General features: G+C 43.5%; 13 protein-coding genes. 2 read left to right on the top strand and 11 right to left on the bottom strand.

All coding sequences use genetic code 11. The features are described from left to right. Positions 1-53: 53 nt before the first annotated feature. From AC3E8G_RS03325 to AC3E8G_RS03280, 10 genes are all read right to left on the bottom strand, one after another. Positions 54-1,322 carry a dihydroorotase gene (locus tag AC3E8G_RS03325; RefSeq protein ID WP_414286003.1) on the bottom strand — a complete coding sequence of 423 codons (1,269 nt, stop codon included), beginning with the start codon at positions 1,320-1,322 and terminating at the stop codon, positions 54-56. An 11-nt stretch (positions 1,323-1,333) separates the two neighbouring features. After that, positions 1,334-1,798 (bottom strand): NUDIX hydrolase, encoded by a 465-nt coding sequence (locus tag AC3E8G_RS03320; RefSeq protein WP_006596439.1) that lies wholly within the window; start codon positions 1,796-1,798, stop codon positions 1,334-1,336. 20 nt (positions 1,799-1,818) lie between these two features. Then, complete coding sequence (locus tag AC3E8G_RS03315) at positions 1,819-2,475, bottom strand: uracil-DNA glycosylase (protein ID WP_414286004.1); 657 nt, start codon at positions 2,473-2,475, stop codon at positions 1,819-1,821. 25 nt (positions 2,476-2,500) lie between these two features. After that, positions 2,501-4,012, bottom strand: a complete 1,512-nt coding sequence (locus AC3E8G_RS03310) for a glycosyltransferase family 39 protein (protein ID WP_490677023.1) — start codon at positions 4,010-4,012, stop codon at positions 2,501-2,503. A gap of 39 nt (positions 4,013-4,051) precedes the next feature. Continuing rightward, positions 4,052-4,921, bottom strand: coding sequence for a GNAT family N-acetyltransferase (locus tag AC3E8G_RS03305; protein WP_414286006.1), 870 nt, complete (start codon positions 4,919-4,921; stop codon positions 4,052-4,054). A 63-nt stretch (positions 4,922-4,984) separates the two neighbouring features. Continuing rightward, positions 4,985-5,614: an orotate phosphoribosyltransferase gene (gene pyrE / locus AC3E8G_RS03300; RefSeq protein WP_061563915.1), complete on the bottom strand. Its 630-nt coding sequence runs from the start codon at positions 5,612-5,614 to the stop codon at positions 4,985-4,987. A gap of 557 nt (positions 5,615-6,171) precedes the next feature. Further along, positions 6,172-6,864, bottom strand: a complete 693-nt coding sequence (gene pyrF / locus AC3E8G_RS03295; RefSeq protein WP_006596444.1) for an orotidine-5'-phosphate decarboxylase — start codon at positions 6,862-6,864, stop codon at positions 6,172-6,174. A gap of 375 nt (positions 6,865-7,239) precedes the next feature. Beyond that, positions 7,240-8,178 carry a dihydroorotate dehydrogenase gene (locus AC3E8G_RS03290; RefSeq protein ID WP_414286007.1) on the bottom strand — a complete coding sequence of 313 codons (939 nt, stop codon included), beginning with the start codon at positions 8,176-8,178 and terminating at the stop codon, positions 7,240-7,242. A 10-nt stretch (positions 8,179-8,188) separates the two neighbouring features. Further along, the gene (locus AC3E8G_RS03285; RefSeq protein WP_414286008.1) at positions 8,189-8,995 is read right to left on the bottom strand and encodes a dihydroorotate dehydrogenase electron transfer subunit; all 807 of its coding nucleotides are present in this window, start codon (positions 8,993-8,995) and stop codon (positions 8,189-8,191) included. Positions 8,996-9,186: 191 nt separating this feature from the next. Beyond that, positions 9,187-10,554, bottom strand: coding sequence for a DUF6688 domain-containing protein (locus AC3E8G_RS03280; protein ID WP_490677022.1), 1,368 nt, complete (start codon positions 10,552-10,554; stop codon positions 9,187-9,189). Between the two features lie 141 nt (positions 10,555-10,695). Here AC3E8G_RS03280 and AC3E8G_RS03275 point away from each other — a divergent pair, with 141 nt between their 5' ends. Both AC3E8G_RS03275 and AC3E8G_RS03270 read left to right on the top strand, forming a co-directional pair. Continuing rightward, positions 10,696-11,604, top strand: a complete 909-nt coding sequence (locus tag AC3E8G_RS03275; protein WP_048689847.1) for a LysR family transcriptional regulator — start codon at positions 10,696-10,698, stop codon at positions 11,602-11,604. Positions 11,605-11,613: 9 nt separating this feature from the next. Beyond that, positions 11,614-12,546, top strand: a complete 933-nt coding sequence (locus tag AC3E8G_RS03270) for a hypothetical protein (RefSeq protein WP_490677021.1) — start codon at positions 11,614-11,616, stop codon at positions 12,544-12,546. 30 nt (positions 12,547-12,576) lie between these two features. Here the strand turns inward: AC3E8G_RS03270 and AC3E8G_RS03265 are convergent, their stop codons facing one another. Then, on the bottom strand, positions 12,577-13,542 hold the full coding sequence (locus AC3E8G_RS03265; protein ID WP_490677020.1) for a hypothetical protein: 966 nt from the start codon (positions 13,540-13,542) through the stop codon (positions 12,577-12,579). Positions 13,543-13,673: the final 131 nt, after the last annotated feature.

The raw sequence follows: 13,673 nt of genomic DNA, 5'->3' as shown, positions 1-13,673 counted from the left end.
ATACTCCTCATTCGTCCAGCTTTCAATTTGACTTTCTTATTTTTAAGTCAGGTTTAGGCTTGGTAGACAATCTTGCCCTGGCAGATAGTATAGGCCACCTGTCCCTTGAGGGATTCACCAACAAACGGCGAATTAGCTGCCTTAGAAGCAAAATGATCAGACACTAAACGGTCAGCATCCGGATCAAAGATCACAATATCTGCTGGTCCACCGACTTCCAAATAACCCGCTTCAAAGTTATATAATTTAGCAGGATTATAGGTCATTTTTTCTAAGAGTTCCATCAAGCTGAGCTCTCCTGCATGGACCAAATAGGTCAAACCAAGCGATAGAGAGGTCTCTAATCCTGTCATGCCGGAAGGAGCCTTGGTGATATCGGCTACGTTCTTTTCATCCGCATGATGAGGCGCGTGGTCTGTTGCAATCACAGAAATCACTCCTGACTTCATTCCTTCGATGACTGCACGACGATCCTCTTCCCGACGAAGAGGCGGATTCATCTTGGCATTGCTTCCCTTAGACAGCAAGAGGTCTTCAGTCTTAGAGAAATGCTGAGGAGCTACTTCTGCTGTAACAGGAGCGCCAATCGCTTGGGCAAACTCGACCACCTTGACACTCTCAGCTTTAGAGAGGTGTTGGATGTGGAGGTGGCCACCTGTCGCGTGAGCAATCATAGCATCACGCGCCGCCATCGAGTATTCTGCCACACCAGTGGCTCCGCAAACCTTGAAATGCTCCCGGGCAATGTGCTCATTGAGTCCCAGAATGCCGTTCAACTCTGGATCTTCTTCGTGGAGACTAATGAAGGTCCCCAGACGTTTGGCTTCTTCCAAGGCCTGACGGACTACCTTGGTACTTTGCAACGGGATCCCATCATCTGAGAAACCAACAGCTCCAGCTTGTAACAAACCTTCAAAGTCGGTGAGATGTTGGCCATCAAAGTTCTTGGTAACCGTCGCAACGGTCTTGACATGGATGGCTTCCTTAGCAGCAGAATCCAAGACTTCTTTTAAGGTCTCGACATCCGAGATGGTTGGAGTGGTATTGGCCATCATGACGACTGTGGTAAAACCACCTGCAGCAGCTGCCAGAGCTCCAGTGTGAATATCTTCCTTGTGGGTCTGACCTGGTTCCCGGAAGTGAACGTGAATGTCCACCAAACCTGGCGCTACCACTTTGCCACTCGCATCGATAACTTGGGCTCCCTCATAAGAAAGAGATGGACCTATTTCCACAATTTTCCCCTGATCTACTAAGAGATCACATACTTGGTCCAAACCAGTTTTTGGATCCATTACCCGACCATTTTTAATGACTAACATCTTCTACTCCTTTATTCATAGAAATCAACATGGGTCTCTAGCAAGCGATCCCCATCATAGCGGAACATAGCTGAAAAGAAGGGTTTATCCTCCAAGAGCCACTCGACAAAGGTGTGGTCCCCCTCCCAAGTTGGCTTACTTAAGACTTGATCATAAGGCACCCACTCCAGTGTCCCCTCGTTACACTCGATGAGTTCCCCTTCAAACTCAGTCACCTTGAAGACATAGGTGTACCAGTCTAGATCGGGAGTAAATTCAGGGAAGGTGATAATTCCTTTTAGAACTGGCTTAGCAACTAGACCCGTTTCTTCAAGGATTTCTCTAGCAGCACACTCTTGAGGAGTCTCCCCGCGTTCCAATTTTCCACCAACACCGATCCATTTGCCTTCATGGACATCATTGGGCTTTTTATTGCGATGAAGCATCAAAAATGCTTCTCCATTATCGATATAGCAAATTGTAGCTAACTGTGGCATTATTTCTTCTTTCTATTTTCCTAACTTCGCAACCAATCAATCGGCTCGCGACCCATCTCCGTTAAATAAGCGTTGGTCCTTGAAAAAGGACGGGAGCCAAAGAAACCGCGATAGGCCGATAAGGGACTGGGATGGGCGCTTTCTATAATCAAGTGTTTGCTTGCATCAATCAAAGACTTCTTCTTCCGAGCATAGGCTCCCCACAGAATAAAGACGACATGCTCCTCCTCTTGACTGACTAGGCGAATAACTGCATCCGTAAACTCTTCCCAAATCAGGCCAGCATGCCCATTGGCTTGCCCAGCAGGCACTGTCAGACAGGCATTGAGTAAGAGAACCCCTTGCTCTGCCCAAGGCGTCAAGTCATGGGAAGGCTTAAGCCCCACATCTTCCACCAACTCCTTTAAAATGTTTTGCAAGGATGGAGGTGCTGGGATGTCATCCGGTACAGAAAAGCTTAGCCCCTGTGCTTGACCAGGACCGTGATAGGGATCCTGCCCCAGAATCACGACCTTAACTTCTTCCAGATTCGTTGTCTTTAAGGCCTGAAATACCTTTTCACGAGGCGGATAAACGGTCCCTGATGCATAGACCTGATCTAAAAATTGATTGATTTGCTTAAAGTAGCCCTCTGGAAGCTGCTCCTTAAGCAATTGGTGCCATCTTGAATGTTCCATCGCTTCTCCTTACAGCATAAAATAATTAACCGTTCTCTTGAGATTTCCTTGGACCAGCAGCCAAACCAATAGAGGCTAACAAGAGAATTTGTGGTAGAAATTGGATCAGATAACGAGTCTTGCCACCTTCAAAGATGGTCAAAAAGAGAAGACCACCAAAAACAGCAAGCGATAGGAAGCGGAATTCGTCATCGTTCTTCTTCTTGAGATAGACAAGGACCAGGCCAGCTGCCATCACAATCCAAACCAACTGTTTGACGAACTCATAATAACGATACTGAGGACGATCTGTACTTAAGAAGTAGGTACGAATCCATTTGGCAACTGGTAAATCCTTGGTATAAGGCTCGTAAAGCGGATTAATGACCGGAGTCTTTTCGTATTCAACATCCCGATAGAGCCAACCAAGTGTCCCTTCTGCCACCGTTAAGGATTGCTTGGTATAAAGATGTCCCAGGAGTCCAATCGGACCATATTCCTTCAAGCGCCGTTTGATTTCTTTAATGATATATTCGTTCTTAAACATCCCATTATTGTACTCGTCTCGCTTATCTTCGTCGACATATTTCAAGAGCCCTTCTTTCATATCTGCTTGGTTGTGCCCAATATCCGTCAAGCCCAAGTTAATAAACAGGAGCGGTCCTTTAGCCAGACCTTCCCCTTTTAAAATAGGGACAGCCGTTTGGTGTTTGACAGCTGTATTCAGAGCTCCAAAGACCAGACCAGTTGATAAAAGGGTTAAAGAAAAGACTTTTCCAAAGACCTTCCACTGCCCTTTAAAGAAGAGGACCATCCAAAAGGCCATCACGACAATAATAGTCGTCGGACGGATCAGCATAGTAAGCCCTGATAAGAGGCCAAGCCACAATGATGTCTTCCATTGTGCACCACTGTCGCCCCCTTTTAAGAGATCCAAGGCTAGCCCTAATTGCAAGGCGATGAGAGGAAGAGGCGGAATGTCCGTGTACATGGAGTAAAAATAAGGCGAATAACAGATTAAGACCACATAGAGCGTATACACCCAGTCTGCTACTTTTTGGTCATAATGTTTCAGCCCTAAACGATACAAGAAGATAGCTCCTGCATTCACAAATACTATGTTGAGAATCTGCATGACCCAGAGGCCTGCCCCACAAAAGATTTGGTAGAAAAAGCGTTCGTACAAGAACAAGGGAAGATTATTGGGATTCCGGCTCAGGTAGCTAGAGATAGAGGACTCTTTTAGAAGGCCAAAGGCTCCCGTATAGACCACCGCAGCATCTCGACGGATAAAGAGTTCCGCAGACAGCATAAAAACAATCTGAACCAGAATCGCTCCAACCATCAATCCAGTCTTGTGTTTCATCAACCAGGCAAAGGCTCTTTTGAGATAAGAGCGACCAACATAAGCTAGGAGAAAGATAAGTCCCCCAACTACAAGGCCCCATCCCGAAATATCTTTGAGGTAGACGACACTAATGACAAACCAGTGCACCATCAGGAGCAACATGACCAGATGGAGCAATCCAAATAAGACATTTTTACTTTTTACTAACATAGCTCCATTATAGCAAAAAAATAGTGATTTCGCTGGATTCTATCGGCTCTCCATCAAATAGAGGACTTCAGTTTGGATGGTAAAACCAAGCCCTAGATATAGACTCAGGGCTGCTTGATTCTCTTTTTCAACGACAATCTGAAATTGCTGCTCCACTTCTGTAGCCATCTGATTCATCACACTTCGTAAGAGATATCGTGCGTACCCTTTGCGAAGATGATCCGGGTCAACAGCTAATCCAAAGAAATAGGTCGTACCCTGAGATAGATCAACTGTGACAGATGCAAGCACTTGCTCTTGGTCACGCAAGACAAAGAGACGGGTATCCTGTCCATCAAGAGACTCGGTCGCATACTTGAGGGCATAGTCAAGATCTGTCTCAAAAGCCTTAGATTGAAAATGCGCGATCTCTTGGAGCATGGACTCCTCAGCTTCCAACACCATCAGTCCTTCTCTCCTCTCGTGATCGATGACCTGACAAGGTGCATCCAACCACAGTTCGTGGTCTTCCTCCTCTGCCTCCACTAAATGAAAATGGTTAAGTAACTCTGGGTGCTGGTCCAAAAAGCGAAGTTCTGATACATACAGTCTATCGTCTAGCTGATAGTCCTTGGCCAAGTCCATAAAGTCTTCCCATAAGGAACGAGCAATCCCTTGTCTACGAAAAGAAGGTGTCACAAAGAGCTGTATCTCTGCTTCCTTAGGTTCATCCGCATAGATGGACAAAAATCCAACCAGCTGCCCCTCCACCAATGCAAGGATAAAAGCTGGCATCGTAGGATCAGCATTGTAGAGATTATCCAAGTAGGGCAAGCGATAGGTTTGATCGACTTGGTGACAGGCTCTTACAAGCTGTTCACACTGATTTTTTTCTTCTAAACTTAGACGAGTCCGTCTTTCAAGCTTCATGAAATTTCCTTTCATCACAAAAACAAAAGGAGAGCCAAGCTTTGGCCCTCCTCAATTATTTCTTTAGTCTTGCCAGGTTTCTTGGTTTTCTTTGAAACGGCGTAACAGTTCCAAACCTTCAGAAGTAATGTAACCCTGTTCTTCAGCTAAATGAATCAATTCAGTGTAGTTTGACAAGGTTTCAAGTTGAACGCCAGCTTCCGCAAATTTCTTATCGGCTTTCTCCAATTGGTAGGTGAAGATAGCCACCACACCAAGGACATCTGCTCCTTCGCGCTTCGCAGCTGCGACAGCATCTAAGACAGACCCACCAGTAGAAATCAAATCTTCCACTACGACCATCTTTTGACCTTGTGGTACACGGCCTTCGATTTGGTTTCCAGCACCGTGGTCTTTTGGTTTGCTACGGATGTAGGCAAATGGCAAATTCATCTTGTCCGCAATAATAGCACCATGAGGAATCCCCGCAGTTGCTGTACCTGCAATCACTTCTACTTCTGGGAAAGCTTCCTTGATTTTGTCCACGAAGCCATTCTCAATCAAGGTACGAGTTTCAGGATAAGCGAGAGTCACGCGGTTATCCGTATAAATAGGTGACTTAATCCCAGACGCCCAAGTAAAAGGCTCTTCCGGTTTCAAATAAACGGCTTCAATTTTTAGAAGATGGCTGGCAATATCTTTAGCTAATGACATGATAACTCCTTTTTACGATTTTAATCAAATACGAATTAAATCAACAATTGATTTTTAAATGACTGTACAGGTTAGTGAATAGTTTAGCGAAGGCCCATCGGACTTAATTATTCCGACGATTAGCTAAGAAAAACGATTTTTTTCTCTTAGCTAATCTAGTGAATGCGTTAAGGAAGGTCCCATAGGACTTCCCGTAGAACTAAAAAAGTTTTACTTTTACTTGCAATTATTATTCCGACGATCTCAGAAGAGAAACGATAATTTTCTCTTAGCTAATCTAGTGAATGCGTTAGGGAAGGTCCCATAGGACTTCCCGTAGAGCTACAAAAGTTTCACTTTTAGTAGCAATTAGTGTTCCGACGTATGAATGAAAGAAACAATTTTATTTCTTTCATTCATACTAGTGAATAGTTTAGGGAAGACGCTATCGGGCTCTGTTTATTCCGACGATTAGCTAAGAGAAACGATTTTTTTCTCTTAGCTAATCTAGTGAATGCGTTAGGGAAGGTCCCATAGGACTTCCCGTAGAGCTACAAAAGTTTCACTTTTAGTAGCTCTTACGCATTCCATTGTCTCTTAATCTCATGATAAGCGTCCCATGGATTTTCTGCTTGGATAATCGGACGTCCAACCACGATGTAGTCTGAACCGATGGCATGGGCTTCTTGTGGGGTCATGACCCGTTTTTGGTCGCCAATTTCTGCTCCTGCAGGACGGATCCCTGGGGTGACGCAGACAAACTCTTCTGATGTAGCTTTCTTGATCAAATCTACTTCATGGGCTGAGCAGACAACGCCGTCCAAGCCAGCTTCTTGCGCCTTACGGGCATAATTAACAACTGATTCTTGGACAGTAGTTTGGATGTTTTGGCAATCACGCATGTCTTCCTCGCTGGTAGAAGTCAACTGAGTCACCGCCACCAACTTAGCTCCTGGTCCAAGTGCCTTTTTGGCTTCGCGCATCATCTCTACACCACCGGCCGCATGAACTGTCACCATATCCACTCCAAATGTGCCTAGGACAGACATGGCTGACTTAACCGTATTTGGGATGTCGTGCAATTTTAGGTCCAAGAAAATGCTGTGGCCACGACCTTTCAGATAGTGAACAATTTCTGGGCCGACTGCATAGAAAAATTCCATTCCGATTTTTACAAAAAGTTTTTCATCTTCTGGGAAATGTTCTAAAAAGTTTTTGACATCTTCAAAAGCTGGAAAGTCAAGGGCGATGATGGGACGTTCTTCACGCATGGGTTTCTCCTTTTTATGGCTGACATTTTTTCCACAAAAAAACCTTGCCCGAGGCAAGGTTACACGAAAATTAGGTAGTATCTACCCTGATTCATCGTCTAGACCTTAGGAGCCTCTCTGGACCACTTTAAAGGTTTTTCTACATTGTAGTACGATATGAAAGAAAAGTCAAGAAATAATCATGAAACGTTCGGATTCAATCTGTTTTTTTCATCTTTCGATTAGGGAAGATTCACAAACATGTCAAATTCTTGACGAAAATCCGATTTTCCTGTAAAATTTTTGTATGCTGAGTAAGGGTTGTTTTAGTTGTAGCTTACTCAGTAGCCTGTTGGGGTTGTAGCCAGCAGGCATTTTTTATTTTCTCGATAATCCTTATAATAGATTTTCTCGGACATGCTGACGCAAATCTTCCAAGCTAGTTATTCCATACTGATCCATGACCTTTGGTAAGTCTTGGATAATGGTCGGACAAGCATATGGATCTGTAAAGTTAGCAGTTCCAACTCCAATCGCAGAGGCACCCGCAATAAACATCTCAATAGCTGCTTCTGCCGAATCAACGCCACCCATTCCAATAATCGGCAATTTGGTAGATTGGGCTACTTGGCGGATGAGTTTCAAGGCTACCGGGAAGATAGCTGGTCCTGACATACCTCCGGTGCCATTAGCAATGATGGGCTTGCCAGTCTTGAGGTCAAAGCGCATCCCGACCAGCGTATTGATCATGGTCAAGCCACTCGCTCCCGCATCTTCTGCAGCCTTGGCGACTTGATTAATATCGGCCACACTAGGGGTTAACTTAACGTAGACAGGAACGGAGGAGGCTTCTACAGCTGATTTCACGGCTGCATAGGCTAATTCAGGAACCTGCCCGATTAAGAGGCCATTGTTGCCATGGTCTACGTTTGGACAAGAGATATTGAGCTCGATGGCCTTGACATTTGGCGCTTGTGAGATCTTGCCAGATACCGTGGCATACTCTTCATTAGAGAAGCCAGCTACATTGGCGATAATCGGTAGATCTGGATAATGCTGGGCCAACCAAGGGAGTTTCTCTGCTAGGACCACGTCTACGCCTGGATTTTGGAGACCAATGGCATTGAGCATGCCTGCAGGCGTCTCAGCAACACGTGGTGTCGGATTTCCGAAGCGAGCCTCAGCGGTTGTCGCCTTGATCATAATGGATCCTAATAAGTCTAAATCATAGTATTTGGCATATTCCTGACCAAAGCCAAAACAGCCGGAAGCCGGAATGATGGGGTTTTTCAAGTCTAATCCTGGTAAGGATACAGCTAATCGATTACTTGTCATACTTTCCTCCCTACATCACAATCGTACCAGTTTCAAAGACTGGACCGTCTTCACACACGCGCTTGTTGGCTGCTTGGCTCTCATTTTCCAGATGCACCACACATGCATAGCAGGCACCCATCCCACAGGCCATACGCGATTCCATAGAAATATAGGCGCGAGGATGATCATGGAATTTCGTATTGACATATTTGAGCATGCCAGGTGCCCCACAAGAATAGATAGCGTCAAACTCCTGGTCCATCTGATCAATGATTGTTGACACATAACCCTTGGTACCATAAGAACCATCGTCTGTTGTAATGGTGACTTGGCCGTACTGCTTCAATTCTTCTTCCAGGATCACAGCTTCTTTATTGGCAAAGCCAAGGACAGAATGGACTTCTACTCCTTGCTCATGTAGCTGTTTAGCCACTTGGACCAAAGGAGGAACACCAATCCCGCCACCAATGATCAAGGCACGCGCCCCTTGACCAAGACCTTTTAGGTCAAAGCCATTTCCTTGAGGGCCCATGACACTGAGGAAGCTACCGACAGGCAATTGAGAAAAGATGGCGGTCCCTCCCCCTTCTACCCGATAGATGAGGCGACAGGTCTGGCTGTCTGGATCTAACTCAGAGATAGAAATAGGACGACGGAGGAGCTTAGAGTCATCCGGTACACGGATATGGAGAAACTGCCCCGGTAGCATCTGCTCCACCATTTCCCCCTTCAAGACCATTGAAAAAATCCGTGGCGCAATCTCTTCTCGAGCGATTAACTCCATGTCTTCCATCATGATTTTTCCAAACCGTTTTTTACAGCTATCACTGACCATTGGTTTCCTCTTCTTTCTTCCAGCAAAAAAGACCTCGCAAAAGCAAGGTCCTACAAATGATCAGCTAGACTCGGTCTGCTGATCTTTTTTCTGTCTTTCCTTGCAGGCCTCTCTGGACCCCTTAAAGGTTAAATTTGTCTCATTATATCGCTCTACTTGTCCCTTGTCAAGTAGAAGCTCGATGGCTCCGCTCATTTCCCATCTGTCTCAGGAGAAAACCCTTCTGGTACCGGTGGGATATACTGTAGAGCGATGCGATTTTCTGGCTTGCGATCAACCAAGTAGAGAACCAACAAGAAGAGCCATTCCAGGGGCTTCATCAGATAGTAAATGACATCCATGGCCCATTTCTTCTTGATGTGATTAGCAAAGGGGTAGCCATAGCGGTCATAATTACGACGTAGGAAACGATGGAAACGTGGCGTCTTTTCTTCTAAGACCTGCTCAAAGGCATTAGCAATACAGAGCTGGCGATTCACCACAACAGGATGACCGTGCCGAACACCCATCCGTTGGGGCTTGACCACCTTTTTATGGCCACCAGCCGCTACTGTACAGAGATAGTGCTCATCCATGATGAGATTCTGAGGAGAGATCTTTTCCGAGAAGGTCCAATCTGCCGTATTGGCCCAGGCCTTGACCAAGCTATCAGGACGTTGACCAAAGAGCATGAGGACCATGACCAATACCGCTAACAAGGGGAGGGCAAAGACGACTGCCAACCAAGGCCAGTGTTTGGATTGGTGGAGGATCAGGTGAAAGCGCTGGAGAATTGGATTGTCATAGGCCCTAATGGGATCAGCACCCTCCCACTCCTTCATCCTGGTTCTCAGGAGGCTAATGGAATAAACAAACAAGAAGACCGTGTGACAACCGATGACTTGCACCTGGATGTCAAATACCGCTAACAATACCAATCCCATCAATATCCCACTTATACAAAAGATATTTAAAAGTGGAGATAAGGAATTGGCATCTCGGTAAGAATAGATGACCAGCGCTAGGAAAGAAATCAGTGCCAAAGTAAGAATCGTCGGGAGAGCCTCCGACCAAATCATGGTATGCTTCTGCTCATTGATGAGCTGTTTCGTCCAATCATAATTTGTCAAATCCTTTACTAAATAGATGACGAAGGATTCCAGAATACAGCCAAAGACTCCTATCCAAAGTATCACAAAGTACTTGCGATTGTTGACCCTTCGTTTAATTTTTTCCTCTTCTTTCTCTTCATAGACACCGACCAGTTCCTTTTCCAAGGTCTGGGCCTGTATCGTAGACCAGCGAGAAATAACATACAAAATCACAAAGATATTGGGAACAAAATAACTAACTACTAGGGCATGAACAAGAATTGTAACACTGTATATTGCGACTCCAAAAATAGCATTCCAGAAACCCAAAGATTGGATATTTCCTGGCAAGCTCCCTAGAATTAGAAAGACGTACAAAGCAAGAAAGATCAGTAAATTGGTCATAAAGTTTATCTTTACTAAACTGGATAAAAATTTGGTCTCCAGTTCCTGATTCCATTTTTTGTACCATTGAGCAATTCTTTTCATAAGGCCTCCTAAGCACTCTTTGTCATCATTCTATCAAGCTACAATCAATCCTTCAATTCTAAACCTGTTTTATAGGGAAAAATCCTTCTAGAGACTGATACTAGCTGGGATTTTCTGTCAAAAGTATGTTAAAATATAAGCATGAGAATCCAACAATTACATTACATTATCAAAATCGTCGAAACAGGCTCTATGAATGAGGCGTCCAAGCAACTCTTCATCACCCAGCCAAGTTTGTCCAATGCTGTGCGAGACTTGGAAAAAGAAATGGGAATTGATATCTTCATCCGTAATCCCAAAGGAATCACTTTGACCAAGGATGGGATGGAGTTCCTTTCTTATGCCCGTCAAGTCGTGGAGCAGACCCAACTCTTAGAAGAACGCTATAAAAATCCAGTGGCCAATCGAGAACTCTTTAGCGTATCCTCTCAGCACTATGCCTTCGTGGTCGAAGCCTTCGTCTCTCTCCTCAAGAAAAGCGATATGGAGAAATACGAGCTCTTCCTACGGGAGACCAGAACCTGGGAAATCATCGATGACGTCAAGAACTTCCGTAGTGAGATCGGTGTCCTCTTCCTTAATGGCTATAACCGGGATGTCCTTTCCAAAATGCTGGATGACAGCCACCTCAAGGCAACCCATCTCTTCACTGCCCAACCTCATATCTTCGTCAGCAAGACTAACCCTCTAGCTAACAAAGAGGTGGTGAAATTAGAAGATCTAGAAGACTTCCCTTATCTCAGCTACGACCAAGGGACCCACAACTCCTTCTACTTCTCAGAAGAGATCCTCTCCCAAGAGCATCACAAGAAGTCCATCGTTGTCAGTGACCGTGCCACCCTCTTCAATCTCTTGATTGGTCTGGACGGCTACACCATTGCGACCGGTATCCTTAACAGCAACCTCAACGGAGACAATATCGTTTCCATCCCACTAGATATTGATGACCCAATCGAGCTGGTCTACATCCAACACGAGAAAGCTAGCCTCTCTAAGATGGGTGAAAAATTTATCGAATACTTACTTGAGGAAGTCCAATTTGATAAATAAGGAGGGACTATGAAGGTAAAGAAAACCCTTATTGTTATCAGTATAGCTCTTGTTATTGGTTTGATTGCTTTTTTTAATGTTCATCCTATACCGACTCTATTCGAAATCCCCCCTCAAGTTACCTTGAGTTCCGATTTTAATGGCTATTTTGATTCTGAGTATCCATTAAAGGAAGATAAAGAAGCCGAAAATAGGTATTCATTAACATTTAGTATCGAAGGCATCAACCGCGTATCTTTAGATGATGTCAAAATCCTGGATCAAGATAACAAGGAACAAAGTATTTTGACATTTGAAAACGACTCAGAAGGAGAGAACACCCTCTGGTTCGCGGGAAAACCAAATACCAAGTACAAACTCAGTTATGAAGATCGTTTTTCAGATACCAAAGCAGAATCCTCTTTCACCACACCTTCAAATAGAACTAAATTTAAGGAAGTTCGAAAAGAAGGAGAGAATCTACTTGCTAACTATCTGAAAAACAACATCCAAACAGAAATATACAGTAAACTAAATTCTAACTGGACCAATATTTCCCCTTATTATACTCCAACTGATGAGGAGAAAAAGGCCATTGCTGATGCCTATTGGGACTCATCCATGACCTATACTCTGGAATTCTATGAAGCTGATGCTTCTGATTTCCGTTTTCTTATCCGTTATAAATGGTCACCGCCAGATATGGACGAGCTGAACAAAAAAATAAATGATCGTGAAGACCAACTAAAAAAAGAATTCAAGAATGATCCAAAAAAAGTATTCAAAACAGTTGTTTCAGAACTGCCAGAAATGATCAAGGAGACACCTCGGAAAGAAACAGAAGAGCAGACAGCTTCCTTAAGCTTTAATCGTGATTCTCCATCATTAGACAAGACTTCTGATAGACTAAGGATCATTGGGTTGGAAGATATTCTTAATACAATTGAAGAAATATATCCTTAAACGCACAACAACTCCAGATAGCTCAATTGGCTACCTGGAGTTGTTTAGTTTTTTATCAAGAACTTCAGTGGTATAGGTCATCTTGTCTGTATAGGTTTTTGACCTTGATACAACTTTGACCGCCTTATCTCCTCCATCAACATCCTCTATAACATATGTTTCAGTAATCGTTGTTTTAAAGGTATCACCGGTTGTACTAATACCGACTGGAAGATTGGAGAATTGATTTGAATAAAATAAATTATAGAAAGAATAATCTTGCTTCACATCTAGCGTATTGGAACCCAAATCATAGCGTGTATCCCAATAATTTAATTCTTTTGAAGGATCATAATCATCAAAGAATGCTTGATTCTCTGCTGTTGAGTTTGATTGATACTGTAGAAAAAATACCGGGCGGAAATAATTAAAATCTGGTGCACCGCCATACTGATAATAGGTTTGCAATTTCCCTGTCTTCGGATTCTTCAATTGAAACTGAATCTCTGTACTTGCTTCAGGAATTTGAAACAAGGTATCGCCTTGATAGAGCATCAAGACAGAGCCAAGTTCAATCGTACTTCTTTTCTCATTCACTTGCAATTCAGGAAAGCGATAAGATAGTTTTTTTAATAGTCGTGAATCTATACTTTCCTTACTAAAAGCCGGGCCGCTTCTAGAGGTAAAGATAGGAATAGTTGCCTTACTTTTATCAGTAAAGGTTACATGTAATACAGAATCATTATCATATAATCTTACATCTGTTCTTGTGGACTCTTCCCACTGACCATCAGAAGGTTTCTCAACATCTTTATCATAGATAAATTCGATGTTGATATCTTGGATGACCTTTTTTTGAGGTTTGACGTCACTGACCTTATAATCATATACCTTATGATAGATATGTTTTGAATCAAACCACTCTGGCTTGATGTAATAGCGCAGACCGATATAGCAAATAAACAGACTAACTAAAGTAAGAAGGACATATTTCCTCTTAATCTTCACCTTCTTCATACTCACCTCCAAGGAAAATCTATTTCATTAAAACAGTATCTCTTTTCATTAAACCATAATCAGTAACAATTTTCAAAATGTAGAGTAAATTCAGAAACAAAAATTCCTTAAATCGAAAAGCAACCATTTCT

Source organism: Streptococcus sp. SCPM-O-B-15294 (M123) (assembly GCF_058200455.1).
The sequence above is the reverse complement of the archived record's forward strand: the minus strand, read 5'-3'. Positions and strand labels throughout refer to the sequence as shown.